Annotated in this window: 26 protein-coding genes; 9 read left to right on the forward strand and 17 right to left on the reverse strand. The window is 69.5% G+C overall.

Annotated elements, in window-relative coordinates:
• The first annotated feature begins 27 nt into the window (after positions 1 to 27).
• Positions 28 to 933, forward strand: coding sequence for an MOSC domain-containing protein (locus HPF_RS04340; RefSeq protein ID WP_133155846.1), 906 nt, complete (start codon positions 28 to 30; stop codon positions 931 to 933).
• 17 nt (positions 934 to 950) lie between these two features.
• Here HPF_RS04340 and HPF_RS04345 read toward each other — a convergent pair whose 3' ends face one another.
• The 15 genes from HPF_RS04345 to HPF_RS04415 all read right to left on the reverse strand — a co-directional run bounded on the left by HPF_RS04345 (position 951) and on the right by HPF_RS04415 (position 16,288).
• Positions 951 to 1,874 (reverse strand): helix-turn-helix transcriptional regulator, encoded by a 924-nt coding sequence (locus tag HPF_RS04345; protein WP_133155847.1) that lies wholly within the window; start codon positions 1,872 to 1,874, stop codon positions 951 to 953.
• Positions 1,871 to 3,934 carry a xanthine dehydrogenase family protein molybdopterin-binding subunit gene (locus HPF_RS04350; protein ID WP_133155848.1) on the reverse strand — a complete coding sequence of 688 codons (2,064 nt, stop codon included), beginning with the start codon at positions 3,932 to 3,934 and terminating at the stop codon, positions 1,871 to 1,873. The genes HPF_RS04345 and HPF_RS04350 overlap by 4 nt, the downstream gene beginning before the upstream one ends.
• The gene (locus tag HPF_RS04355) at positions 3,931 to 4,401 is read right to left on the reverse strand and encodes a (2Fe-2S)-binding protein (RefSeq protein ID WP_133155849.1); all 471 of its coding nucleotides are present in this window, start codon (positions 4,399 to 4,401) and stop codon (positions 3,931 to 3,933) included. The genes HPF_RS04350 and HPF_RS04355 overlap by 4 nt, the downstream gene beginning before the upstream one ends.
• Before the next feature lie 99 nt (positions 4,402 to 4,500).
• A complete protein-coding gene (locus tag HPF_RS04360; protein WP_133155850.1) occupies positions 4,501 to 5,502 on the reverse strand; it encodes an XdhC family protein in 1,002 nt (333 codons plus the stop codon).
• Positions 5,499 to 6,353 carry a hypothetical protein gene (locus HPF_RS04365; RefSeq protein ID WP_133155851.1) on the reverse strand — a complete coding sequence of 285 codons (855 nt, stop codon included), beginning with the start codon at positions 6,351 to 6,353 and terminating at the stop codon, positions 5,499 to 5,501. The genes HPF_RS04360 and HPF_RS04365 overlap by 4 nt, the downstream gene beginning before the upstream one ends.
• The gene (locus tag HPF_RS04370) at positions 6,346 to 7,038 is read right to left on the reverse strand and encodes a TIGR02466 family protein (protein WP_133155852.1); all 693 of its coding nucleotides are present in this window, start codon (positions 7,036 to 7,038) and stop codon (positions 6,346 to 6,348) included. The genes HPF_RS04365 and HPF_RS04370 overlap by 8 nt, the downstream gene beginning before the upstream one ends.
• A gap of 15 nt (positions 7,039 to 7,053) precedes the next feature.
• Complete coding sequence (locus HPF_RS04375) at positions 7,054 to 7,734, reverse strand: nucleotidyltransferase family protein (protein WP_133155853.1); 681 nt, start codon at positions 7,732 to 7,734, stop codon at positions 7,054 to 7,056.
• 1 nt (position 7,735) lies between these two features.
• Positions 7,736 to 8,704: an XdhC family protein gene (locus tag HPF_RS04380; protein WP_133155854.1), complete on the reverse strand. Its 969-nt coding sequence runs from the start codon at positions 8,702 to 8,704 to the stop codon at positions 7,736 to 7,738.
• Positions 8,705 to 8,716: 12 nt separating this feature from the next.
• Positions 8,717 to 9,904 carry a VWA domain-containing protein gene (locus tag HPF_RS04385; protein WP_133155855.1) on the reverse strand — a complete coding sequence of 396 codons (1,188 nt, stop codon included), beginning with the start codon at positions 9,902 to 9,904 and terminating at the stop codon, positions 8,717 to 8,719.
• Positions 9,901 to 10,830, reverse strand: a complete 930-nt coding sequence (locus HPF_RS04390; RefSeq protein ID WP_133155856.1) for an AAA family ATPase — start codon at positions 10,828 to 10,830, stop codon at positions 9,901 to 9,903. The genes HPF_RS04385 and HPF_RS04390 overlap by 4 nt, the downstream gene beginning before the upstream one ends.
• Before the next feature lie 2 nt (positions 10,831 to 10,832).
• The gene (locus tag HPF_RS04395; RefSeq protein WP_133155857.1) at positions 10,833 to 11,477 is read right to left on the reverse strand and encodes an SRPBCC family protein; all 645 of its coding nucleotides are present in this window, start codon (positions 11,475 to 11,477) and stop codon (positions 10,833 to 10,835) included.
• A gap of 13 nt (positions 11,478 to 11,490) precedes the next feature.
• The gene (locus HPF_RS04400) at positions 11,491 to 13,902 is read right to left on the reverse strand and encodes an aerobic carbon-monoxide dehydrogenase large subunit (RefSeq protein ID WP_133155858.1); all 2,412 of its coding nucleotides are present in this window, start codon (positions 13,900 to 13,902) and stop codon (positions 11,491 to 11,493) included.
• Between the two features lie 31 nt (positions 13,903 to 13,933).
• The gene (locus tag HPF_RS04405) at positions 13,934 to 14,425 is read right to left on the reverse strand and encodes a (2Fe-2S)-binding protein (protein ID WP_133155859.1); all 492 of its coding nucleotides are present in this window, start codon (positions 14,423 to 14,425) and stop codon (positions 13,934 to 13,936) included.
• 17 nt (positions 14,426 to 14,442) lie between these two features.
• Positions 14,443 to 15,306: an FAD binding domain-containing protein gene (locus HPF_RS04410; protein WP_133155860.1), complete on the reverse strand. Its 864-nt coding sequence runs from the start codon at positions 15,304 to 15,306 to the stop codon at positions 14,443 to 14,445.
• 223 nt (positions 15,307 to 15,529) lie between these two features.
• Positions 15,530 to 16,288, reverse strand: coding sequence for a LytTR family transcriptional regulator (locus tag HPF_RS04415; RefSeq protein ID WP_133155861.1), 759 nt, complete (start codon positions 16,286 to 16,288; stop codon positions 15,530 to 15,532).
• Between the two features lie 101 nt (positions 16,289 to 16,389).
• Here HPF_RS04415 and ychF point away from each other — a divergent pair, with 101 nt between their 5' ends.
• Together ychF and HPF_RS04425 are read left to right on the forward strand one after the other, a co-directional pair.
• The gene (gene ychF, locus HPF_RS04420) at positions 16,390 to 17,481 is read left to right on the forward strand and encodes a redox-regulated ATPase YchF (protein WP_066158763.1); all 1,092 of its coding nucleotides are present in this window, start codon (positions 16,390 to 16,392) and stop codon (positions 17,479 to 17,481) included.
• A gap of 8 nt (positions 17,482 to 17,489) precedes the next feature.
• Complete coding sequence (locus tag HPF_RS04425; RefSeq protein ID WP_066158760.1) at positions 17,490 to 18,263, forward strand: RNA pseudouridine synthase; 774 nt, start codon at positions 17,490 to 17,492, stop codon at positions 18,261 to 18,263.
• Here the strand turns inward: HPF_RS04425 and HPF_RS04430 are convergent.
• Complete coding sequence (locus tag HPF_RS04430; RefSeq protein WP_133155862.1) at positions 18,248 to 19,420, reverse strand: MFS transporter; 1,173 nt, start codon at positions 19,418 to 19,420, stop codon at positions 18,248 to 18,250. The two genes, HPF_RS04425 and HPF_RS04430, sit on opposite strands and share 16 nt — an antisense overlap.
• Before the next feature lie 33 nt (positions 19,421 to 19,453).
• Positions 19,454 to 19,936, reverse strand: coding sequence for a YqaA family protein (locus HPF_RS04435; RefSeq protein ID WP_066158753.1), 483 nt, complete (start codon positions 19,934 to 19,936; stop codon positions 19,454 to 19,456).
• A 143-nt stretch (positions 19,937 to 20,079) separates the two neighbouring features.
• Here HPF_RS04435 and dusB point away from each other — a divergent pair, with 143 nt between their 5' ends.
• The 6 genes from dusB (at position 20,080) to HPF_RS04460 (ending at position 25,557) form a co-directional block, all read left to right on the forward strand.
• Positions 20,080 to 21,120: a tRNA dihydrouridine synthase DusB gene (gene dusB, locus HPF_RS04440; RefSeq protein ID WP_066158751.1), complete on the forward strand. Its 1,041-nt coding sequence runs from the start codon at positions 20,080 to 20,082 to the stop codon at positions 21,118 to 21,120.
• Complete coding sequence (locus HPF_RS04445; protein WP_066158749.1) at positions 21,117 to 21,353, forward strand: helix-turn-helix domain-containing protein; 237 nt, start codon at positions 21,117 to 21,119, stop codon at positions 21,351 to 21,353. Before dusB ends, HPF_RS04445 begins: the two co-directional genes overlap by 4 nt.
• A gap of 37 nt (positions 21,354 to 21,390) precedes the next feature.
• The gene (gene purH, locus HPF_RS04450; RefSeq protein WP_133155863.1) at positions 21,391 to 22,989 is read left to right on the forward strand and encodes a bifunctional phosphoribosylaminoimidazolecarboxamide formyltransferase/IMP cyclohydrolase; all 1,599 of its coding nucleotides are present in this window, start codon (positions 21,391 to 21,393) and stop codon (positions 22,987 to 22,989) included.
• 151 nt (positions 22,990 to 23,140) lie between these two features.
• Positions 23,141 to 23,557 (forward strand): SxtJ family membrane protein, encoded by a 417-nt coding sequence (locus HPF_RS04455; protein ID WP_133155864.1) that lies wholly within the window; start codon positions 23,141 to 23,143, stop codon positions 23,555 to 23,557.
• A gap of 8 nt (positions 23,558 to 23,565) precedes the next feature.
• A complete protein-coding gene (locus HPF_RS23620; protein WP_165961648.1) occupies positions 23,566 to 23,718 on the forward strand; it encodes a DUF5989 family protein in 153 nt (50 codons plus the stop codon).
• A 3-nt stretch (positions 23,719 to 23,721) separates the two neighbouring features.
• The gene (locus tag HPF_RS04460) at positions 23,722 to 25,557 is read left to right on the forward strand and encodes a carbamoyltransferase family protein (protein ID WP_133155865.1); all 1,836 of its coding nucleotides are present in this window, start codon (positions 23,722 to 23,724) and stop codon (positions 25,555 to 25,557) included.

Genomic DNA, 25,557 nt, shown 5'->3' on the forward strand with positions numbered 1-25,557 from the left:
ATTTTAGGAGCAGGCCACAATCCGGGCATGAACACCCTCACCGAGTCCCCTGTGGCCGCCGCCGATGTCCAGGCCCGCATCGCCCAGCTCTGGGTCTACCCCGTCAAGTCCTGCGCTGGCGTTCCGCTGGAGCAGGCGGTGCTCACGCCGACCGGCCTCGAATGGGACCGCGCCTGGATGGTGGTGGACGCGCAGGGCGGGTTCGTGACCCAGCGCGAGTTGCCGCGCATGGCGCTGATCCAGCCCGCGTTCAAGCTCGACCAGCTGGTGCTGCGCGCGCCGGGCATGCTGGCGCTGCACCTGTCGCTGGATGGCGTGGAGTCGCCGCGCCGCGTGCGGGTCTGGGACGACGAGGTCGACGCCTGGGACATGGGCGACCTGGCGGCGCAGTGGTTCTCCGACTTCCTCGGGCCGGACGCGCCTCAGGACCTGAAAAAACTGCGCCTGGTGCGCTTCGATCCGGAGGTGCGGCGCCTGTGCAGCCAGAAATGGACCGGCGGCCGCGAATCTGTGACGCAGTTCGCCGACGGCTTCGGCGTGCTGGTGGCCAGCACCGCCTCGCTGGATGGGCTGAACGCGCGGCTGGCGGCCGCGGGCGAGGCGCCGGTGGACCTGCGGCGCTTCCGGCCGAACATCGTGCTGTCCGACGTGGAGCCGCACGACGAGGACCGCATCGCCGGCTGGCGGGTGCAGACGGACGGCGGCGTGGCCGCGCTGGAGAACGTCAAGCCCTGCGCGCGCTGCCCGATCCCGAACATCGACCCGGTGACCGCCACCTCGACCCCCGCGGTCAGCGACGCGCTGCAGGCCTACCGGCAGGACCCGCGCCTGAACGGCGCCATCACCTTCGGCATGAACGCGATCGTGCTGGAGGGCGATGGCCTGGTGCTGAAGGTCGGGCAGGCCGTGGGCGCCGACTGGCAGTTCGACTGAGGGCGGCCCGGCGCCGCTCAGTCGGCGCGGGCGAACTGCGCCCGGTAGCGGGCCGGTGTCATGGCGGTGGATTGCCGGAACTGCCGTGAAAAGTGCGGCTGGTCGGCGAAGCCGCAGTGGTAGCCCACCTCGGCCACCGACAGCCCGCTGGTGGTGAGCAGGTCCGCCGCACACTGCACCCGGGCGGCGGTCAGCAGGCCGGAGAAGCACAGCTGCCGCCGGGCCAGGTGGCGCTGCAGGCTGCGGGCCGACAGCGCACAGACGCGGGCCAGGTCGTCCACCCGCCACGGGCGTCCGGGGTCGGCGCGCAGGGCGGTGTGCAAGGCCTCGAGCCACCGGTCGCCGGACGCCGGGTGAGCCTCGGGCGGGTGCGGGTCCCCGGCCACATCCGCGGCATCCCAGCGCAGTTCCCAGGTGTGCAGGGTCTGCGGCCAGGGGCCGTCGCGCCATTGGCCGTCCCGCCGCAGCCAGTGCCGGCCGCCCACCGGGCGGGCCTGCACCGGCCGCCCCGCCACCCGCTCGCACAGGGCGACCAGCAGGCCGAACACCAGCACGTCCTCGGCCGCGGTGGGTCGCTGGCCGGGCGACAGGGACAGGTGCTGCAGCCGCACGCGACCGGGGCCCAGGGCCTCCACGCGGGTGCGGTGCCGGGCATGGACAAAGCGTTCCAGCCGCTGCCACCGCGCCAGCAGGTCCCAGGGGTCCGTCGCGAGCACCAGCGCCCGCAGCGTGGGTTCTTCGGGCAGCTCCCGGATCGCGTCGCCGATGCGCGCCAGGCCCGCCGGGCCGATCGACGGCCACAGCCCCGCCAGCAGGGCGCGCTTGTCGTCCAGCGCCACAAGCCCATGCCGCGCCGCAACCGGCGGCGGTGGTGCGTGGCCCTGGTGCCGCAGGCCGTGGGCCACCAGCCGGAGCATCGCGGCCGAGGCAAAGTCGTTCATGGGGTGCGCCGGGCCAGCTGCGATGCGTCCACCGGAAAGCGGGTGAGGCGCACGCCGGTGGCGTCCCGGATGGCGTTGGCAATGGCGCCGGCCGCGGCCACGATGGCGGTTTCACCGGCCCCGGCGGGCGGGCCGTCGTCGTCGATCAGCACGATGTCCATGGGTGAAGTGTCGCGCAGGCTCGGCACCGGCGCCTCGCCCAGGCTGCCGGCGGCGATGCGCGAGCCGGCCGCCGTCAGACCGTCGTGCAGCACCATGCCCAGGCCCCAGACCAGGTTGCCTTCGCACTGGGCGCGCACCTGGTCGGGGTTGATCACGGTGCCGCAGTCGTGGGCGCAGCGCAGCCGGGTCACCACCACCGTGCCGTCGGGCGCCACGCGCACCTCCGCGAGCACGGCGGCATGGCTGCTGGCCTTGTAGGTGCCGCAGGCCACGCCGCGGCCAATGCGGTCGTTCCCGGCGGCGGGCGCCGGCGCCGGCACCCCGTCGACCACGGTGCGCAGCACGCGCGCCAGGCGCGGCTCGCCGATGTGGCGCAGGCGGAATGCCACCGGATCGGCGCCCGCCAGGCGGGCGCACTCGTCGATGGCCGACTCGATCGCCAGCGCGTTGGGGCCGGCGCCCAGGCCGCGCCAGGGGCCGGTGAACACCGGCAGCCGCGTCACCGCGAACTCGGTGCGGCGGCGCTGGGCGCGGTAGGGCAGGTCGGCGCCGCGCGCCACGCCGCGGTCGCCCACCAGGTCGGCCAGCCGCTGCATCCAGACCGGCATGCCGGCGTTGGTGAACAGGATGTGGCTGCTGGAGAACGCGTGCCACCAGTCGACCAGCTCGCCGTCGCGCACGCGGGCACGGATGCGGTGGCTCGACGGCGGCCGGTGGAAGCCCTGCCGGTACTCCTGGGCGCGGGTCCACTGCACCTTGACGGGCGCGCCGATGGCGTGGGCCAGCACGGCAGCCTCCAGCTCCACCGTGCACAGGGTGCGCCCACCGAACGCGCCGCCCACCCGGCATGCCTGCACGCGCACGCCGGCCTCGTCCAGCCCGAGGCTGCGGGCGATCACGTCGCGCACATAGAACGCGTCCTGTGTGCCGGCCCAGACCTCCAGCACGCCGTCCGCGCCCTTCGCGGCCACCGCGGCGCGCGGCTCGATGGCGTTGTGCGCCGCCAGCGGCGTGTCGATGCGCAGGTCCAGGTCCCAGGCAGCGCTGCGGTCGATGGCGTCGTCGTGGATCTGGTTCCCCAGCCTGCCGCCGGCCAGGTGGCGGTCGATGTCGATCAGCCGGTCGATGTCGGCCTGCTCGAAGGCGTCGTCGTGCTGCCAGCGGGGTGCCAGCGCGGCCTCGATCCGGTCCAGCGTCCCGGGGGTGCGCGCCACGATGCCCAGCCCCGGACTGAGCCGCTGCATCAGGCGCTCGTCCTGCACGAGGGCCACGAACCCCGGCACGGCGCGCGCCGCGGCCTCGTTCCAGCCCGCCAGCCGCGACGGCCGGTCGGCGGAAACCGGGGCGCGCAGCACCCGGCCAAACACCATGCCGGGCAGGCGCACGTCGGCCGCGTACAGCGGGGCGCCGGTGACGATGGCGCGCCCCTGTTCCAGCGGCACGCGCCGGCCCACGAGGCGGGCGCCGGGCCGGAACGCGCGCAGCTCGTTCATCGGTCGGGGCTCGGCGCTGCGCACGCCCGTGGTGTGGCTGGCCGCGAGTGCGTCGCGCAGCGTGGCGCAGGCCTGCGCGAGCGGCAGCGCGAAGTCCTTGACCGATTCGCTGCCCACGGTGGCGCGCACGCGGGGTATGTCCTGGGTGTGCGGCAGCCGCAGGGTGACGCGGTCCCAGTCCACACCGAGTTCGTCGCAGGCCACCTGCTTGAGCGCGGTGGCGATGTTCTGGCCCATCTCGGCGCGCGGCAGCAGCAGCTCGTAGTGTCCGTTGGCGTGTCGGACCCAGCCCAGTGCATCGTCGTAGGCCGCCGCCGGGCGCTTGGGGATCACAGGGATGGAACAGCCGGCGACAAAGCCCACGGTCAGCACACCCCCGGCCTGCAGGAAGTGCCGCCGCTTCATTGCCCGCTCCCGGTGGCCTGCGCGGCGCGCAGCACCGAGGCCCGGATGCGCTGCTGGGTGCCGCAGCGGCAGAGGTTGCCGGACAGGGCCGCGTCGATGTCCGCCGCCGTCGGGGACGGGTGGGTTCGCAGCAGCGCCACCGTGGCCATGATCTGCCCCGACTGGCAGTAGCCGCACTGCGGCGTGGCCTGGTCCAGCCAGGCCTGCTGCACCGGGTGCAGGCCACCGTCCGGGGCCGCCAGGCCCTCGATGGTCTCCACGCGGGCGGCGCCCAACGCCGCCACCGGCATGAGGCAGGCGCGCCGCGGCTGGCCGTCGATCAGCACCGTGCAGGCCCCGCACTGGCCCGCGCCGCAGCCGAACCGGGTGCCGGTGAGGCCCAGCGCCTCGCGCAGCACCACCAGCAGGCTTTCGTCCCGCCAATCGGGAGGGACCTCCCGGACGCTGTGGTTGACCTGGATCTGCATGAGGGCCTCCGCGTGGTGAACACGCGTGCAATGTGCCGCACACAGGCCGGTGCGGTCTTGAACAATCGCGCCACATGGGGCGCGAGGCCGACCCGCGCGTCAGCAGGTCAGGCAGACCGTCTTAGAGCCCGACCAGTTGCTCAGCGGCCCGCTCAGGTCCATGCCGCGGCGGATGGCCGTCATCTCGGCGACGATGCTCATCGCGATCTCCGGCGGCGTCAGTGCGCCGAGGTTCAGGCCCACCGGGCCGTGCAGGCGCGCGGCCTCCTCCTCGCTCACGTCGAACTCCCGCAGGCGCTCGCGCCGCTTCGCGTTGTTCTGCAGCGAGCCCAGCGCGCCCACATAGAAGGCCGGCGTGCGCAGCGCCTCCATCAGCGCCAGGTCGTCCAGCTTGGGGTCGTGCGTCACCGCCACCACCGCGCTGTGTTCGTCCAGCCGCATGGCCAGCACCAGGTCGTCGGGCATGGTGGTCGACAGCGCCACACCTTCCATGCGTTCCCAGCCCTCGTGGTACTCCTCGCGCGGTTCGCACACCGTCACCTGGTAGTCCAGCATCACCGCCATGGTCGCCAAGTAGCGCGAGAGCTGGCCGCCGCCGATGATCAGCAGGCGCAGCCTAGGGCCGTGCACCGTGGTCAGCATCTGGCCGTCAAAGCGCACGCGGTCACCTTCGTCGGCAGGCGCCAGTTGCGCCAGGCCGGTGGCCATGTCCAGCCGGCGCTGCACCCGCTGGTGGCCTTCGATGGCGGCCAGCAGTTCGCGCAGCTGCGAGGCGGGCGAGAGCGGCTCCAGCACCAGCTGCACCGTGCCGCCGCAGGGCAGGCCGAAGCGCCGCGACTCTTCGGCCGTCTCGCCGTAGGTCGTGGTCTCGGGCTTTCTCAGCGCCAGCTCGCCGCGCGCCACGCGACCGATCAGGTCGTCCTCGATGCAGCCACCCGAGACCGATCCGGCCACCTGGCCGTCGTCGCGGATGACCATGAGCGAACCCGGCGGGCGCGGAGCCGAGCCCCAGGTGCGCACCACCGTGCCCATGACCACGCGCTGGCCGCGCGACTGCCAGTCCAGGGCGGTGCGGATGACATCGATGTCGAGGCTGTTCATGAAGCGTCCTTCCAGGTCAGGGGTGGCGGGGCGAGAGGATCATCCGCCAGGCGTTTGCCGCACGCGGCCCAGAGGGCCAGGACACCCAGCACACCGTAGGCCCATTGAAGCGACTGGGGGCCGAGCGTGGGGCTGCCCAGGCCCACGGCCAGCAGCAGTGCGGGGCCCAGGGCGGCCGGCAGCGGTGAGCGGGCGGAGGTCGGTGCGCCCGCGCCGAGCGACCACGCCATCACCAGCAGCACCATGCCCGCCAGCCGCCCTTCGGTACCGCTGGCGCCGGCCAGCAGCAGCGCGCCGGTGGCCAGCAGCGCGGCCAGCAGGCGCGAGGAGGCGCGCAGGCACACTGGGTCGTACCGACGGGCCGCGGCCACCAGCAGGGGCAGTCCGGTCATCAGCCCGATGTGCAGCGCCACCGCCTGGGCGTCGGTCCAGCCCGGTCCCAGGCACCACTGGCTGGACAGCCACAGGCTGCCCATCATCAGGCCCATGGCCTGGCCGGCCAGGGTGGGGGTGTTGTCGCCGGCGGCGAGCGCGGCGCTCCAGGCGCCCCACAGCGCCGAGCCCAGCAGCAGACACGCCAGCGCCGCGTGGCCGGCGGGGAGCAGCGCCAGCGAGACCAACAGCCCCAGGGCCCCCGCCGCGCAGGCCCGCGGCCAGGTCCGGGGAACCGCGCCGTGTGTGACCAGCGCGGTGCCGCCGCAACGCACCACCCACCAGACCACCACCGGCAGCACGCCGCTGGCCACCGACCAGCCCAGGCGCTGGCCCAGCCAGCCCAGCAGCAGCCAGGCGGCCAGCGCGTCGGCCTGGCGCAGCGTTGCGTGGAGCGCGGGGTGCAGTCGCTCAGACATGGCTGTAGCCGTGCAGCTGGTCGCTGCCCGAGGCGGCGTGCACGCTGGCGTTGAACGAGACGATGACCCGGTCGGTTGCGCCGTCGTAGGGCATGGCCTGGTGCGGCAGCCAGGACGGGAAGACGATGAGCTGGCCCGGCACTGGTGGGATGTCGAGGTGCGCCGACTGCAGGTAGGCGTTGCCGAAATCCATGTGCGCGCCGCCCAGGTGGTTGAAGTGCGGGCCGTAAAAACGGGTCACGCCGTTGGTCGCGCCCAGCAGCGGGTGGGTGGGGCGCTGCGCGTCGTCGTCCACCTGCAGGCAGTACACGCCCGACCACGAACAGTTGCCGTGGGTGTGCACGTCGTGGTGGCTGCCGCGGTTGGCGATCTGAAACCAGACGCCGCGCAGTGCGATCTGCAGGCCGGGCGTGGCCTCGGGCCAGGCGCCCTGGTTGGCCAGCGCCACGGTCTGGCGCAGACCGTCGACGATGAAGCGCAACAGCGCGTCCCACTCGGGCAGGTGCACGCGCTGCAGCAGGTCGTCGCGGCTGGCGTAGAAGGCGGCGGCCGGGTCGGCACCGTCGTCGGTGGCCCGCAGCGTGCGGAACACCCGCACCAGCAGCGGGTTGATCTCATCGGCCTGCGCGCAGCGGTGCACACCCACCGGCGTGGACCAGAGCGGCAGCAGCGGATCGGGTGCCATGACGTACCGTGCGGTTCAGGCTTCGGTCATCAGGTCGGCGGGCCAGCGCAGGCGGTGGCCGGTGCGGGCGGCCAGGGCCTCGATGTCCTCGGGGCTGTCCACATCGGTGCGGTAGCGGGTGTTGGTCGTGGCCCAGGCGTGCACCGCCTCCGGATGCGCCGCCTGCCACTGCTTGCAGCCGACGCGCGCCTCGCCGGCCAGGATCTGCTCGCGCACGCTCTGGCTGAACATCACGGGGTTGCCGGGCAGGCCGTCCACCGTGGGCTGCACGACCTCGGTGCCGGCCGGACGCTTCTTGTAGGCGCCGATCAGATCGTTGATGTCCTGCGAGTTGATCAGGGGCTGGTCGGCCAGCGCCACCAGCACGGTGTCGATCTTGCCGGCCAGCGCCTGCAGGCCGAGCCGAAGCGACGACACCTGGCCGGCGTCCGGGTCGGGATTGCGCACCAGCGTGACCGGGAAGTCGCGCACCACCGGCTCGATGCGGTCGGCGTAGTGCCCCAGCACCACCACCAGCTCGTCCACGCCCGCACCCGAGAGGGCAATCAATTGGCGCCGGATCAGGGGCACGCCGCCCAGCTCCAGCAGGCACTTGGGCTTGTTCCCCATGCGCGTGGCCGAGCCGGCCGCCAGCAGCACCGCACCCACCACCACGCGGCTGTAAAGGCCGCCTCCGCCTTTGAGAATGCAACCCACGTCAGCTTCCTCCACAACAGGACTTGGCGGCCACCACCGGCGGTGCCGCTTCCCCGGTCGATTCTGCGTCGGCGGCCTTCGAGGCGCCACCGCCGCAACAGCTGCCCATTTCCATCGGAGGCAAATCGAGCTTGAACTTCGGCGCTGTTTTCTCGGTCACCGGGGCAGAGGCGCGCACCGGCCGGCCGCGCCGCGCCGCGACCACGGTGGCCAGCACCGCCAGCGCGATCTCTTCTGGCGTCTGCGCGCCGATCGGTTCCCCGGCCGGCGCCACGATGGCGGCCACCCGCGCCGGATCTTCGCCCGCGCCCACCAGGCTCTCGCGCAGCACGCCGGCCTTGCGCTCGCTGGCCACGAACCACAGGGTCTGCGGCTGCAGCGCCAGCGCGGCGCGCAGGGCCTGCAGGTCGCGCCGGCCCTGCGTGGCGACGACCACCAGGCCGCCGGCGGGCAGGGCCTGGGTGACGGTGTCGGTGCGGTCGCTGCCCACCACGCGCGCCGCGTCGGGGAAGTCGGCCGCCTGCGCGCCCTCGGCCACCAGCACCGTCTGCAGGCCGATGCGCGGCGCCAACCCGGTCAGCGCGCGCGCTACCGGCGAGTCACCGAACACCACCAGCTGCGGTGCGGGCAGCACCGGGTCGACGAACAGTTCCAGCGTGCCGCCCGAGTGGCAGGCCATGCCGAACTCCAGCACGTCGCCCAGCGTGCGCTCGGCGGTTTCGTCGGTGGGTGCGATGCGGATGCTCTGCGGCTGGCCGCTGGCCAGGGCCTGGCGCACGGTCTTGACCACCGCCGGCTGTGCGCAGCCGCCGCCGATCCAGCCGTGGATCTGGCCGTCGGCGGTGACCAGGGCCTTGTCGCCGGCCTTGGCCGAGGTGGGCGCCTGCGCGCGCAGCACGGTGACCAGGGCAAAGGGCCGGTCTTCGGCTTGCAGCCGGGCGGCGTCGGCGATCCATTGGTTGCGGTTCATGGTGTGTCTCCTTCAGTGAAGCAGGGGCTTGGCCGCTACCAGGTCGGCCAGGCTGGCCAGCGGCACGAAGCGGTGGATGTGTGTGCGCGCGCCCTGCACCGCAGCAGCGGCGGGCACGCCGCGCGTGGGGTGAAACCAGGTGATGCGCGCGCCGCGGCCGCGCAGCGCCTGCAGCGCCTCGGCCAGCTGTTCGGGCGCGTCGGTGTCGAAGCCGTCGGACATTACCCACACGCGGGCGCCGCGCCGCAGCTGGGCGCGGGCGTGGGTGCGGGCAAAGTCCTGCAGGCTGGCGGCGATGCGGGTGCCGGCACCGAAGCCGGCGGTGACCGCGTTGATCTTTTCCTGCACCGTGGCCGAGTCGCGCTGCATCAGCGGCGTCACTTCGGCCAGCCGGGTGTGGAAGACGAACACGCGGGCTTGCGCTTCCATCGCAAAGGCCCGCGCCACGCGCAGGAACAGCGCGGCGTGCGCCTCCATCGATCGGCTCACGTCGGCCAGGATGAACAGGCGCGGCGGTTCCTCGCGCCGCACCTGCCAGGCGGGGGCCAGCGGCTCGCCGCCCCAGGCCACGCTGCGGCGCAGGGTCTGGCGCAGGTCCAGCCGCTGGCCGCGGTGCACGCCGCGCCAGCGCCGCGTGGGCAGCGGGCGCAGTTGCGCGGTGATCTGGCGCGCCAGACGCTGCAGCGTGCCCAGCTCCTGCGGCAGCCACATCTGACCGTCGCGTTGGTGCAGGGCTTCGAGCTGTGGTGCGCTGCGGCTGGCGCCGCCCATGGCACGCGGGCTGCCGGCTTCGCTGTCGCCCGCGCCGGCCTGCGGTGCATCGGCGGCGGTCTGCGGTGCTGACCTGGCAGGCGTGGGCGCTTGTTGCGCCGCATCCATCTGCTCGCGCATCTGCTGCACCGACTGGCGCAGGTCGCGCGAGGGCCGAGTCTGCCCACTCACGCGCACCGTGCCGCGCACCCGCTCGGGGTGCCAGTAGCGGTCAAAGAGGTCGGGCCAGAGCTTCCATTCGCGCGCGCTGTGGCAGGCGATCGCGCGCCAGGCCGCGTTCAGGCGCGCACCGTTGAGCGCACCGAGCGCCAGGGCGGCCTGCAGTATGGCCCGCTGCTCGGCCACGCCCACCGTCAGCCCGTGGTCGCGCAGCAGGGCCGCGAAACCGGCGAGCGTTTCGGTGGGGGCGAATGCGGGCGTGTGGTTCATGACGCGGCGGCGTTGGCCGGGGCTTTTTCGGCCACGCCCACGGTGCGCCGGCCCTCGATGAGCTGGCGCGCGCGGTCGGCGCCGAGCACGAAGCGGTCTTCGCGCGTCTTGAGCAGACAGCCCAGCGTGGTCAGCAGCACCGCCATGTCCTCGGGCAGGGTGTGGTGGTGCAGGCGGTGCAGCGCATTGACCCAGTCCAGCGTCTCGGCGATGCCGGGGATCTTGCTCAGGTCTTCGTGGCGCAGGCGCTGCACGAACTGCACCGCCTCTTCCACCAGCCGCGTGTCGGCGTCGGGCAGGGCGGCTTTGACGATGGCGATCTCGCGCGCCAGCGTGGGGTAGTCCAGGTGATGGTACAGGCAGCGGCGGCGCAGCGCATCGGACAGCTCGCGCGTGCCGTTGCTGGTGAGGACGACGCGCGGGATGTGGCGCGCGCGCAGGGTGCCGATCTCGGGCACGGTGATCTGGTAGTCGGCCAGCACTTCGAGCAGGAAGGCTTCGAAGGCTTCGTCGGCGCGGTCAATCTCGTCGATCAGCAGCACGCAGGGGCCGTCCTGGCTGATGGCCTGGAGCAGCGGCCGTTCCAGCAGGAACTCGCGGCTGAAGACGTCGGACTCCTTGACCGTGCCGGGCTCGCCGTCGTGCAGGCGGATCGCCATCAGCTGGCGGCCGTAGTTCCATTCGTAGGCCGCCTGCGCCAGGTCCAGACCCTCGAAACACTGCAGCCGCACCAGCACCGCCCCCTGGGCCTGCGCCAGCGCGGTGGCCAGAGCGGTCTTCCCCACCCCCGCATCGCCTTCCAGCAGCAAGGGTCGCTGCAACTCGCCGGCCAGCCACACCGTCGTGGCCAGGTCGGCGTCGGCGAGGTAACCCACCTGCTGCAGCGATTCGTGCAACTGGCGGTCGGTGGCGGCGGGTGCGTCCATGCTCAGGATTTCTTGCCGAACAGCCCCAGCCACCAGCTCTTGATCAGCGCCCAGGCGATGGCCAGGCCGTTGATCTCCTGGGCCACCGGCGGCGCGCTGCGAGGTGCGGGTTCGGCCACGGCTTCTGCCGCACCGCCAGCGAACGCCACCGCTGCGTCGTCTGCGATCGCTTGCGACGCTGGCGCCGGCAGGGCCAGTGCGGCCTGGCGGAAGTTCTCCACGAACTGCACCAGGATCATCTCGGACACCTGCACCATCATGCGGCCGCCGAACTGGGCGAACTTGCCGTTGACGATGACGGCCGCGTCGCCGTGCAGCACGCTGGCCGCCGGGTTGGCAGGGTCGGCTTCGATGGTCGCGCTCAGGTCCATGGAGGCGGACGAGCCGCCCTTGTCCGCGCCCTTGCCGCGCAGCACCATCTTGCGCGCCGCTTCGTCCTTCTCCAGCACGTCGACCTGGCCGCCGAACTGGGCCACGGCCGGACCGACCTTGACCTTGACGCCGCCCTTGTAAGACGTGTCGGAGAGTTGTTCGGTCAGCTCGGCCCCGGGCATGCAGCCGGCCACGGCCTTGAGGTCGCCAAGGATGGCCCAGGCCCGGCCCGGGTCCACATCCAATGGGTAGCGTTTGTCGAGTTTGACTTCCATGATCGTCTTGCCTTTACAGGGCCAGGTTGTGTTCCTTGAGCGACTTCCACACCCGGTAGGAGGTGTGGGGCATGTCCAGGTGCGTCACGCCGACATGGGCGAAGGCATCAACCACCGCGGCGGTGAAGGTAGGGATGGAGCCCACGTGCGGCGACTCGGCCACGCCCTTGGCGCCGATCGGGTGGTGTGGTGAAGGTGTCACCGTGTGGTCGGTTTCCCAGTGCGGCGTTTCCACGGCCGTGGGCAGGAAGTAATCCATCAGCGTGTTCCCCAGCAGGTTGCCCTGCGCGTCGAACGGCATCTGCTGGCCCATGGCCACCGCGTAGCCTTCGGTCAGGCCGCCGTGGATCTGGCCCTCGATGATCATCGGGTTGATGCGTGTGCCGCAGTCATCCAGTGCGTAGAAACGGCGGACCTTGGTCTCGCCGGTGGCGCGGTCGATGTCGACCACACACAGGTAGATGCCGAAGGGGTAGGTGAAGTTGGGCGGGTCGTAGTAGTGCACCGCTTCCAGCCCCGGCTCCAGGCCGGCGGGCGGCTGGTGGTAGGCCTGCCAGGCGATGTCGGCCATGGTCTTGAACTTGCTGTCGTCGCCCTTGACCTTGAAGCGGTCCACTTCCCAGTCGAGGTCGTTCTCGTTGACTTCGAGCATGTGGGCCGCGATCTTGCGCGCCTTCGCGTGGATCTTGCGTGCGGCCAGGGCAATGGCGGCACCGGCCACCGGCGTGGAGCGCGAACCGTAGGTGCCCAGGCCATAAGGCGCTGTGCTGGTGTCACCTTCCTCGACCTGGATCACCTCACTGGGGATGCCCAGTTCGGTCGCGATGATCTGCGCGTAGGTGGTCTGGTGGCCCTGGCCCTGCGTGATGGTGCCCATGCGGGCGATGGCCGAGCCGGTGGGGTGGATGCGGATCTCGCACGAATCGAACATGCCCACGCCCAGGATGTCGCACATCTTGCTCGGGCCGGCACCGACCACCTCGGTGAAGGTCACCAGGCCGATGCCCATCAGGGTGGGGCTGTTGGGGTCGGCGCGCCTGGCGGCCTGCTCGGCGCGCAGCGCGGGGTAGTCCACGGCGTCCAGCACCTTCTTCAGGGCCGTGTGGTAGTCACCGCTGTCGTATTCGAAGCCGAAGGCGCTGGTGTAGGGGAACTGTTCTTTCCTGATGAAGTTCTTCGCGCGGATTTCGGCCTTGTCCATGTTCAACTTCTGGGCCAGCACGTCCACCATGCGCTCGATCAGGTAGACGGCCTCGGTCACGCGGAAGCTGCAGCGGTAGGCCACGCCTCCGGGGGCCTTGTTGGTGTAGACGCCCTTGACCGAGCAGTGCGCAGCCGGGATGTCGTAGGAACCCGAGCAGATGTGGAACAGGCCGGCCGGGAACTTGGTCGGGTCGGCGCAGGCGTCGAAGGCGCCGTGGTCGGCCACCACGTTCACCCGCAGGCCCAGGATCTTGCCGTCGGGCGTGGCGGCCAGCTCACCGTCCATGTGGTAGTCGCGGGCAAAGGCGGTGGTGGAGATGTTCTCCACCCGGTCCTCCACCCACTTGACCGGGCGACCCAGCACGATGGAGGCCACGATGGCGCAGACGTAGCCGGGGTAGATGCCGACCTTGTTGCCGAAGCCGCCGCCGATGTCGGGACTGACGATGCGGACCTTGGATTCCGGAATGCCCGAGAGCATGGACACCACAGTGCGCACCACGTGCGGTGCCTGGCTGGTAATGTAGGTGGTCAGATCACCCTTGATCGGGTCGAAGCTGGCCACGCAGCCGCAGGTCTCCAGCGGGCAGGGGTGCACGCGCGGGTAGTACATGTGCTGGCTGACCGTCACCGGCGCGTTGGCGAACACCGCGTCGGTCGCGGCCTTATCGCCCGCGCCCCAGGTGAAGATGTGGTTGTGGTGCTCGCGCGGGCCGTGGGCGCCGCTGGTCTTGCCGGCCAGATCCTCGCGCAGCACCGGGGCGTCGGGCTTGAGGGCGTCGATCGGGTCGATCACCACCGGCAGCTCGTCGTACTCCACCTTCACGGCTTCCACCGCGTCGGCGGCGATGTAGCGGTCGTCGGCAATGACGATGGCCACCTCCTGCATCTGGAAGTGCACCTTCTCGTCGGCGAGCACGGCGGCCACGTCACCGGCCAGTGTCGGCATCCAGTGCAGCTTCAGCGGCTTGAGGTCCTCGGCCGTGAGCACGGCATGTACGCCGGGCATGGCCAGCGCCGCATCCTTGTGGATTTTCTTGATGCGGCCGTGGGCGATCGGGGCGCGCACGATGTCCATGTGCAGCATGCCGGGCATCTTGATGTCGTCGACATAGTTGCCCTTGCCCTGGATGAAGCGGGCGTCTTCCTTGCGCAGGCGCGAGGCGCCCATGCCGGCCAGGGCCAGTTCGCGGGCCTCGGCGTCTTGTACCGGTGCGTTCATGGTCTTGTCTCCAATTGTTCTGTGAGGGGCCTCAGGCGGCGGCGGTGGACGGTTCCTGCAGCTTGCGGGCGGCGTACTGCACGGCCTTGACGATGTTCTGGTAGCCGGTGCAGCGGCAGAGGTTGCCGCTCATGCCCATGCGGATCTCGGCCTCGGTCGGGTTCGGGTTCTCCTGCAGGAAGCGGTAGGCCCGCATCAGCATGCCGGGGGTGCAGAAGCCGCACTGCAGGCCGTGCTCTTTGTAGAAGCCTTCCTGCACCGCGTGCAGCACGCCCTTGTTGGCCAGGCCTTCGACGGTGAGCACTTCCGAGCCGTCGCACTGCACCGCCAGGTGGGTGCAGCTCTTGACCGAGCGGCCGTCGATGTCGACGGTGCAGGCGCCGCAGTGGCTGGTCTCGCAGCCGATGTGGGCGCCGGTCAGGTTCAGTTCCTCGCGCAGGAAGTGGATCAGCAGGGTGCGCGGCTCGACCGCCTTTTCCTGCGCCTTGCCATTGACATTCACAGTGATAATTTTCTTGGCCATGGTGTGTCTCCTCGTGTTCAGGCGCAACGGGCCCAGGCGGCGTTCAGTGCCCGCTTGACCATCTGGCCGGCCATGGCGGTCTTGTAGTCGGCGTCGCCGCGCAGGTCTTCGGCGGGCTCGCAGATGGCGATGGCCGCGTCAGCCGCAGCCTGAACCGCCTCTTTCGTGAAGGCCTTGCCCAGCAAGGCGGCTTCGGCCGCTTCGGCGCGCAGCGCGGTGGGCGCCACATTGGTCAGCGCAATGCGGATGTGGCTGACGGTGTTGCCGCTCTTGCGCATCACCACCGCACAGCCGGCAGTGGCCCAGTCGCCCGTCTTGCGCTTGAGCTTTTCATAGGCCCAGCCGGTGCCCTGCGCAAAGGCCGGCACGCGGATCTCGACCATCACCTCGTTCTCTTCCAGCAGGGTCATGTAGGTGCCCAGGAAGAAGCCGTCGGCCGGCACCGTGCGGCGGCCGTTCGGGCCTTCGAGCACGAAGTGCGCCTCCACCGCGATCGACAGCGCCGGGTGGTCGTTGCCCGGGTCGCCGTGGGCGATGTCGCCACCGATGGTGCCGCGGTTGCGCACCTGCGGGTCGGCGATCAGTTTCGCGGCCTCGGCCAGCAGCGGCAGCCTGGCCTGCACGATGGGCGAGCTGATCAGGTCGTTCTCGACCGTCATGGCGCCGATCACCACCGTGCTGCCCTCTTCGCGGATACCGCGCAGTTCAGGGATGCGGTTGATGTCGATCAGGTGCTCGGGCTGCGCGAAGCGCAGCTTCATCATCGGCAGCAGGCTGTGGCCACCGGCCAGCAGCTTGGCATCGGACCCGAGCTGGCCCAGCAGGGCCACGGCCTCGCCGACCGACTTGGGCGCGTGGTACTCGAAACGCGGTGGAATCATCGTGTTGTCTCCTGTCTTCTGGGTGGTCGATTGACTTTTGTCAATGCACAGCCAGTCTGAGGGAGACCGTGTTTCCGACGCCATCGTCGGGTCTTGAACTCAAGGATTCACAAAACAACCGTTTTTTCGCACGAACTGCACGCCTGGCTGCACGAAACGCTCAGATCAGGCGCGCGCGGCATGGCAATACGGGTATGTCCTAGGCCGTGAAAAGGCCTGGAGTTCAGTGCTTGGCCAGCAGGCCCAGGGCCTCGCGCAGCCGCGCCACCTCGCTGCGCGAGACCGGGATGGGTTCGCGGTGCTTGCCCTTGAGCACGATCTGCGTCTTGCTGCCCTCGCGTCCGAGCTCGGCCACCGCCTGCAGGTTGACGATGAAGCAGCGGTGCACCCGCATGAACTGCGCCGGGTCCAGTCGGGCCTGCAGGTCGCCGATGCTGAGGTTGCAGAAGTGGAAACCCTCGCGCGTGAGCACGCGGGTGTAGTGCGCCTGCGATTCCAGGCTCAGCACCTCGGCCGTGTCGACAAAGGCCACCCTGTGGTTGGCCACCATGGGGATGCGGTTCAGACGCAGGTTCACGGGCGTGGGCCGGTCGGCGGTCGCCGGGGCCTCCTGGCTCACCACCTGGGTCACGTCGTAGAACACCAGCACGAAGCCGGTGGTGGCGCCCAGGTGGTCGCCCAGCCGGGTCACCTTGATCAGCAGCACCTGTTCGGGGATGTTGATGATCATCGTCATGGGCGTGGAGCTGGCCACAGGGCAGCCCGAGGCCTGGTCCAGCAGGAAATTGACCTTGGGCTTGGAGCGTTCGGGGTGGAAGGAGGCGGCCAGCTTGTCAAAGGGCTGCTTCTCGCCCACCGGCAGCACCTTGCGTGCGAAATCGTTCATCGCCACGACATTGCGCGCGGCGTCGAGGTGGATCACGCCGACCTCGAACTTTTCGAACAGGTACAGGGGCGAGTTGCCGGTGGCCTGGACTTCCATCTGTGTTGTCTCCGAACGCGTCTGGGATCTGCCAGAACCGGCCAGCCTACCGCAATCGGGGCCATCGCATACACTTTCGGGTTGATTTTTCGAGGTATTTCATGAGTCTCCAATGCGGCATCGTCGGCCTGCCCAACGTCGGCAAGTCCACCCTTTTCAACGCCCTGACCAAGGCCGGCATCGCCGCTGAAAACTACCCCTTCTGCACCATCGAGCCCAACACCGGCGTGGTGGAAGTGCCCGATCCGCGCCTGGCCCAGCTGGCCGAGATCGTCCAGCCCGAGCGCGTGGTGCCGGCCATCGTGGAGTTCGTGGACATCGCCGGCCTGGTGGCCGGTGCCAGCACCGGCGAAGGCCTGGGCAACAAGTTCCTGGCCCACATCCGCGAGACCGACGCCATCGTCAACGTGGTGCGCTGCTTCGAAGACCCGAACGTGATCCACGTCGCCAACAAGGTCGACCCGATCGCCGACATCGAGGTGATCCAGACCGAGCTCTGCCTGGCCGACCTGGCCTCGGTGGAAAAAGCCATCCACCGCATCAGCAAGGTGGCGCGCGCGGGCGACAAGGAAGCCATCAAGCAGCTGGCCATCCTGGAAAAGTGCCAGACCGCGCTCAACGACACCCAGCCGGTGCGCACCATCGACTTCAGCAAGGAAGAACGCGCCCAGCTCAAGCAGTTCTTCCTGATCACCGCCAAGCCGGCCATGTTCGTGGCCAACGTGTCGGAAGACGGTTTCGAGAACAACCCCTTCCTGGACCGCCTCAAGGCCTTCGCCGAGAAACAGAACGCGCCCGTGGTCGCCATCTGCGCCAAGATCGAAGCCGAACTCTCCGAGATGGACGACGCCGACCGGCTGGAATTCCTCAAGGAACTGGGCCAGGACGAGCCGGGCCTGAACCGCCTGATCCGCGCCGCCTACAAGCTGCTGGGCCTGCAGACCTACTTCACCGCAGGCGTGAAGGAAGTGCGCGCCTGGACCATCCACGTCGGCGACACCGGCCCGCAGGCGGCCGGCGTGATCCACACCGACTTCGAGAAGGGCTACATCCGCGCCCAGACCATTGCCTTCGACGACTTCATCGCCTACAAGGGCGAGCAGGGCGCGAAGGATGCCGGCAAGATGCGCGCCGAGGGCAAGGACTACGTCGTCAAGGACGGCGACGTGATGAACTTCCTGTTCTCGTCCTAATCTCTGACATGTCCGACACCGGCCGGCCCGAACCGCAACGCCTGGCCAAACGCCTGGCCGCGCAGCTGCCCTGCTCGCGCGGCGACGCCGAGCGTTACATCGCCGGCGGCTGGGTGCGGGTCGATGGCGTGGTGGTTGAAGAACCCATGGAGCGGGTGCGTGACGAACAGGTGGTCACCCTCGATCCGAAGGCCAAGCTCGAATCGCTGGCCTCTGTGACGCTGATCTGGCACAAGCCGGCGGGGCATGTCCTGCCCGAGGCACCGCTTCTCCCCGACGACATCGCTGCGCGCTGGTTCACCCCGGAGCTGCGCTTTGCCGGCGACCGTTCGGGCGTGCGCCCGCTCAAGGCACACCGCCACAAGCTGCTGGCGGTGGCGCCACTGGGCGAGCTGGCCAGCGGCCTGATGGTGTTCACCCAGAACCCCGGCGTGGCGCGCAAGATGACCGACGACGCCACCCAGCTGGAGCACGAATGGCTGGCCGAGGTGGCGGCCGATCCGGCGCTGGAAGACGAGGCGCGGCGCGACGAGGTGCTCCGGTCGCTGGGCAAGCCCGCGTTCTTCGACGGCTGGGCGGTGCCGACGGCGCGCGCCAGCTGGCAGAGCGAGTTTCGGCTGCGGCTGGCGATCAAGGGCAACCGGCCCGGACAGGTTCCACACCTGTGCGAACGCGCCGGCCTGCAGCTCACCGGCTTGCGGCGTCTGCGGCTGGGCCGCATCGCCCTGGCCGGGCTGCCGGTGGGGCAGTGGCGCTACCTGATGCCTTACGAACGCTTCTGAGCCTTCGAGGCGCGAGCGCTCAGGCCCATGGCCAGCAGCATCAGCGCCAGCCCGACCCAGTGCAGCCGCAGCATGTGGCCTTGCGCAATCAGCGCGCCGCCCAGCGCGGCGCCCAGTCCCTGGCCGGCGTATATCGCCGAGGTGTTGAGCGCCACGGACGCCGGCGCCAGCACTGGAGACAAGTGCACCAAGCGCGCCTGCTGGGCCGAGTTGCTGGCGAAGCAGCCCAGCGCCCAGGGCACCATCACCAGGGCCTGCGCCACCAGCCCCGCATGACCGAGGGGCCAGAACATGAGGCTGGTGGCCATCAGCAGCAGGGAAATCTGGACGGCACGCGGAGCGCCCAGCCGGTCGACCCAGCGGGTGAGCGCGATGTTGCCGAACAGGCCGAAGGCACCGAACCACAGGAACAGCATCGAGAGCACCGCAGCGCTGGCCGACAGCGTCTGCTGCAGATAGGGCGCGAAGTACGCGAACAGGATGAACTGTCCGAACGCGGACAGCAGGGTGACACCCAGCGCCAGCACCAGCGGCGCCGACCCCAGCGTCTGGCCCCAGGCGGCCCGTGACAGGGCCGCCGGCCGCACGCCGTCGGGCATGGCGCGCCAGACCCAGGCGGCGCTGCCGACGGCCAGCACCGCGACCAGCGCGAATGCCCAGCGCCAGCCCAGCACGCCGCCGATCCAGGCCGACAGCGGCATGCCCAGCACCGAGGCCACCGACCATCCCAGGAACACGAAGGAAATGGCGCGCCCGCGCTGCGCCTCGGGCACCAGCAGGCCGATGCAGGCGGCCGCCTGCGGGGTGAAGACGGCTGGCGCCACCACCGCCAGCACGCGCAGCGGCAGCAGCGAGAGGTAGCTGGGAGCGAGGGCGCTCAGTCCCATCAGCAGCGCGTACCAGAGCAGGGTCAGGGTGAGCAGGCGGCGCCGGTCCCAGCCGGCGACCAGGGTGGCGAACAGCGGTGCGCCCAGGCCCATCATGATGGCCGCCGCGGTGATCAGCTGGCCGGCCTGAGGGATCGACACGTTCAGCGACTGGCTGATGTCGGTCAGGGTGCCCGGCACCGCCATCACGCCGGTGCCGATCACGAAGTTGCCGGTCATCAGCGCCCAGAGGGCGGACGGCGGGCGCGCATGGTGAGACGGGGTGGACATCGGTGCAGTATCGCGGGCGGGTGGGGCTGTCGGTCAGAACGACAGTCCCCCCGGGAACACCCACAGCAGCAAGGCCGTGAGCACGATGTAGCGCAGCAGCTTGCCCACGGCCATCCACGCGACACAAGGCCAGAACGGAAAGCGCAGCCAGCCCGCCACCGCGCACAGCGGGTCGCCGATCACTGGCAGCCAGGCCATCACGCAGGCCTTGGGGCCGAAGCGCTGCAGCCAGTCCAGCGCGTGCAGTTCGGTGGACTTGTGGCGCGCCCGGTCGACCACCCGGTGGGCGCCGGCGCCGATGAACCAGTTGAGCGCGCCGCCTGCGGTGTTGCCCACCGTGGCCACCGCGATGGCCGGCCAGAACAGCTCCGGGTTGAGCTTGAGCAGGCCGAACAAGGCGGCTTCCGAACCGACCGGCAGCAGCGTGGCCGACACGAAGGACACCACCAGCAGGGCGCCCAGGCCGGCCTCGGGCATGGCCAGCCAGTGCAACAGGGAACTCAGCCAGTCGGACATGTGCGGGGTGTGGGTATCAAGGTGCAACCGGTGGTCGGGATATCGTCTGCTGAAAAAACAGGCAGATACAATGCGCATCCCCTTCGCGCGGGCGACGCCGCCTTCGCCGCGACACCCACCCTCCAGACCATTCTCCCATCGCCATGCAACTGGGTCCGTACACCCTGCCGAATGCCCTGTTCGTTGCGCCCATGGCGGGGGTGACGGACCGGCCGTTCCGCAAACTGTGCAAGCGGCTGGGTGCAGGGTATGCGGTCAGCGAGATGGTCACCAGCCGGCCCGATCTGCAGGACAGTCTCAAGACCTCGCGCCGCGCCGACCACAGCGGCGAGCCCGGCCCCATCGCGGTGCAGATCGCCGGCACCGACGCGCAGATGATGGCCGACGCCGCGCGCTACAACATCGACCGCGGCGCGCAGATCATCGACATCAACATGGGCTGCCCGGCCAAGAAGGTCTGCAACAAGTGGGCCGGCTCGGCCCTGATGCAGGACGAGGTGCTGGCACTGCAGATCGTCGAGGCGGTGGTCGAGGCGGCCGCGCCGCACGGCGTGCCGGTCACGCTCAAGATGCGCACCGGCTGGTGCGCCGACGTGAAGAACGCGCCCGTGATCGCGAAGGCCGCCGAAGCCGCGGGCGTGCAGATGCTGACGGTGCACGGCCGCACACGCGAGCAGGGCTATCGTGGCCTGGCCGAACACGACACCGTGGCCGCGATCAAGCGCACGGTGCGCATTCCCGTGGTCGCCAACGGCGACATCGACAGCCCGCACAAGGCGGTCGAGGTGTTGCGCCACACCGGCGCCGACGCGATCATGATCGGCCGCGCGGCCCAGGGCCGGCCCTGGATCTTCCGCGAGATTGCGCACTTCCTGGCGACCGGCCAGGAGCTGCCGGCGCCCGACCTGATGGAAGTCAAGGCCTGGCTGCTCGATCACCTGGAAGATCACTACAGCCTGTACGGCGAGTACACCGGCGTGCGCAGCGCGCGCAAGCACCTGGGCTGGTATGCCCAGGCGCTGCCCCTGCCCGCGGGCGAGGCCGCGACGTTCCGCCAGCGCGTCAACGTGCTCACGACCGCCCAGGCGCAGCTGGACTGCGTGCGCGACAGCCTGGACGCCTGGGCCATGGCCGGCCAGCAAGAAGACAACCACACCCGAGAAGACTGGAAACTGGCAGCATGAGCAACCACAACCTGCACGACTGTGTGCGTGCCAGCATCGAAAGCTATTTCCGCGACCTCGACGGCACCGACCCGGCCGGCCTGCACGACATGCTGGTCAAGGCGGTCGAGAAGCCCTTGCTCGAAGTCGTGATGCAGCAGTCGCAGAACAACCAGTCGCGCGCCGCGCAATGGCTGGGGCTCAATCGCAACACGCTGCGCAAGAAGCTGCTCGAACACAAGCTGATCGACTGAACGATCCCCCGTTTTTCAAACTTCCCGACCCCACCCCATGCGCGCACTTCTCTCCGTCTCCGACAAGACCGGCATCGTCGAATTTGCCCAGGCCCTTCACAGCCTCGGCGTGACCCTTCTCTCCACCGGCGGCACGGCCAAGCTGCTGTCCGACAAGGGCCTGCCCGTCACCGAGGTGGCCGAGGTCACGAACTTCCCCGAGATGCTCGACGGCCGCGTCAAGACCCTGCACCCCAAGGTGCACGGTGGCCTGCTGGCCCGCCGCGAGCTGCCCGAGCACATGGCCGCACTGAAGGAGCACGGCATCGAGACCATCGATCTGCTGGTGGTCAACCTCTACCCGTTCGAGGCCACGGTAGCCAAGGCCGGCTGCACCCTGGCCGACGCGATCGAGAACATCGACATCGGCGGCCCGGCCATGGTGCGCAGCGCCGCCAAGAACTGGAAGGACGTGGGCGTGGTCACCGACGCCGGCCAGTACGAGGCCGTGATCGGCGAACTCAAGGCGGCCGGCAAGCTCTCCGACAAGCTGCGCTTCGCGCTGTCGGTCGCCGCCTTCAACCGCATCGCTCAGTACGACGGCGCCATCAGCGACTACCTGTCGTCGGTGTCGTTTGAAGAAGAGAAGCTGGCCGAAAGCTATGTGCCGGCGCGCAACCTGTTCCCCGGCCAGTCCAACGGCCAGTTCATCAAGGTGCAGGACCTGCGCTACGGCGAGAACAGCCACCAGCAGGCCGCGCTGTACCGCGACCTGTACCCGGCCCCCGGCTCGCTGGTCACCGGCGTTCAATTGCAGGGCAAGGAACTGTCCTACAACAACATCGCCGATGCCGACGCCGCCTGGGAATGCGTCAAGAGCTTCGAGGCACCGGCCTGCGTGATCGTCAAGCACGCCAACCCCTGCGGCGTGGCCGTCGGCAAGGATGCGCACGAGGCCTACGCCAAGGCCTTCCAGACCGACCCGACCAGCGCCTTCGGCGGCATCATCGCCTTCAACCGCACGGTGGACAAGGCCGCGGCCGAGGCTGTGGTCAAGCAGTTTGTCGAGGTGCTGATGGCGCCCGACTTCACGGCCGAAGCGCTGGAGATCTTCAAGCCCAAGGTCAATGTGCGCCTGATGAAGATCGCCATGCCCAAGGGCGGCGCCAGCGCCTGGGACCAGGGCCGCAACGCCATGGACGCCAAGCGCGTGGGCTCGGGCCTGCTGCTGCAGACCGCCGACAACCACGAGCTGGCACTGGCCGACCTGAAAGTCGTCACCGTCAAGCAGCCGACGCCGGAAGAACTGCAGGACCTGCTGTTCGCCTGGAAGGTGGCGAAGTACGTGAAGTCCAACGCCATCGTGTTCTGCAAGAACGGCATGACCATGGGCGTGGGCGCGGGCCAGATGAGCCGCCTCGACTCCGCCCGCATCGCCAGCATCAAGGCCGAGGCCGCGAAGCTGAGCCTGCAAGGGACGGTCGTCGCGAGCGACGCCTTCTTCCCGTTCCGCGACGGTCTGGATGTGGTGGTCGACGCGGGCGCGACCTGCGTGGCGCAGCCGGGCGGCTCCATGCGCGATCAGGAAGTGATCGATGCGGCGAATGAGCGCGGTGTGGCGATGGTGTTCACGGGGGTGCGCCACTTCCGCCACTGAGGCTCGGTCCCGACTGAACGCAAAAGGGCTCTTCGGAGCCCTTTTGCGTTGTTAAGAGCAAGATAAGTCGCAGCAGATACAAACGCAGCACCCGTCGTGACGGGGTGTTGAGCGCCAGACCGGCCCGGCCCCGTAGTCCACAAGGCCTGCCATGCGCTCTGCTTCGTCCTTCGCCCCTTCCGATTCGTTCAACCGCTCGTTCGGCCTCCTGGTCATGGCGGTGTGTGTGGCTGGTGCCGTGATTGCGCAGACCCGTCACGCGGTCATCGGCTGGAGCGTGGCCGCGGTGGTCGGCGCCTTGTGCATGGGGGCTCTGGCCCTGTGGGCACCGCGCAAGCTGACTCCCCTCAGCAAGGCCTGGATGGGACTGGGCAGACTGATGGGCCGGGTGGTGAATCCGCTCGTGTTCGGCCTCATGTTCTTCGTTCTCATCACCCCTGTTGCATGGGTGATGCGCCTGCGGGGGCGGGACGCACTGAAGCTGCGTCTGGACGCCTCCGCGCGCTCGTACTGGGTGGACCGGCAACCGCCGGGTCCCCGCCCCGAGTCGTTCAAACATCAGTTCTGAGGTCGGACATGCTGGAGATCGTCAAGGAGTTGTGGGCGTTCCTGCGCACGCGCAAAAAGGTGTGGCTCGCGCCCATCATCGTCATCGTGGTGCTGCTGGGCCTGCTGCTGATCGCCGCAGAGACCTCGGTCATCGCGCCCCTGATCTACACGCTGTTCTGAACGATGAACATCATCGGTATCTCCGCCTACTACCACGACTCGGCGGCCTGTCTGGTGCAGGACGGACGCATCGTGGCAGCGGCCCAGGAAGAGCGGTTCACCCGCAAAAAGCACGACGCCGGCTTTCCTTTGCAGGCGATCCGGTACTGCCTGGCCGAAGCCTCGCTCGGGGCGGCGGACATCGATCACGTGGTGTTCTACGACAAGCCCTTCCTGAAGTTCGAGCGCCTGCTGGAAACCTACCTGGCGTTTGCGCCCCGCGGGTTTCAGAGCTTTGCCACCTCGCTGCCGGTGTGGATCAAGGACAAGCTGTTCCAGAAGAGTGTCCTGGTGCGCGAGCTTCAGGAGCAGTTGGACCAGGGGGTCGACTGGTCGTCGAGGCTGCTGTTTTCAGAACACCACCACAGCCACGCGGCGTCGGCGTTTTTCCCTTCGCCGTTTGAAGAGGCCGCGGTGCTGACGATGGACGGCGTGGGTGAGTGGACCACCACCTCGCTGGCGATCGGTCGGGGCAACAGCCTGGACATCCACCGGGAGATCCACTTTCCTCATTCCCTGGGTCTGCTGTACTCGGCCTTCACCCACTACACGGGCTTCAAGGTCAACTCCGGCGAATACAAGGTCATGGGCCTGGCGCCCTATGGCGAGCCGCGCTTCGCCGACAAGATCAAGGAACACCTGATCGACCTGCGCGAAGACGGCTCGTTCCGGCTGAACATGGCCTATTTCGACTACTGCACCGGCCTGACCATGACCAACAGCCGGTTCGACGAGCTGTTCGGCGGGCCGGCACGCAAGGCCGAGGCCCAGCTCACTCAGCGCGAGATGGACCTAGCGGCCTCGGTCCAGGCGGTCACCGAGGAGGTGGTGATCCAGCTGGCGAAGGGCATCCGCAAGAGCACCGGGCAGCGAAACCTGTGCCTGGCCGGTGGCGTGGCGCTCAACTGCGTGGCCAACGGCAAGCTGCTGCGCGAGCGGGTCTTCGACCACATCTGGGTGCAGCCCGCATCGGGCGATGCGGGTGGCGCGATCGGCGCGGCGCTGGGCGCCCACCACATCCTGCTGGGCCAGCCCAGGTCCGTGGGACCTGGCGACACCATGAGCGGCTCGTACCTGGGCCCGGCCTTCGCGCAGGACGATATCGAGGCCCGCCTGCGCCGGGCCGGAGCGGTCTTCACCACACTGGACGACGACGCCCTGATCGACGCCACCGCCGACGCGCTGGCCCGCGGCTGCGCCGTGGGCTGGCACCAGGGCCGCATGGAGTTTGGTCCCCGGGCACTGGGCGGCCGGTCGATTCTGGCCGACCCCCGCTCCCCCTCGGTGCAGAAACAGCTCAACCTGAAGGTCAAGTACCGGGAGTCCTTCCGGCCATTCGCACCCAGCGTGCTGCGCGAAGATGTGCAGGACTGGTTCGACATCGACGTGGACAGCCCCTACATGCTGATGGTGGCCGACGTGGCCAAGGAGCGGCAGTCGCCCATGACGGCAGAGCAGCAGAAGCTGTTCGGCATCGACAAGCTCAATGTCCCGCGCTCGTCGATTCCCGCCATCACGCACGTTGACTACTCGGCGCGCATCCAGACGGTCCACGCCGACACGAATCCGCGCTACCACCGCCTGATCTCACGGTTCAAGGAGCTGACAGGCTGCCCGGTGCTGGTCAACACCTCGTTCAACGTCCGGGGCGAGCCGATCGTCTGCACGCCCGAAGACGCTTTTCACTGCCTGATGGGCACGGGCATCGAGTTTCTGGCCGTGGGCAACTGTGTGATGCGCAAGGAAGACCAAGACCCTGCGCTGCTGAGGGACTACCGCAATGCCTACGAACTCGACTGA

Source organism: Hydrogenophaga pseudoflava (assembly GCF_004353865.1).
Taxonomy (GTDB): domain Bacteria; phylum Pseudomonadota; class Gammaproteobacteria; order Burkholderiales; family Burkholderiaceae_C; genus Hydrogenophaga; species Hydrogenophaga pseudoflava.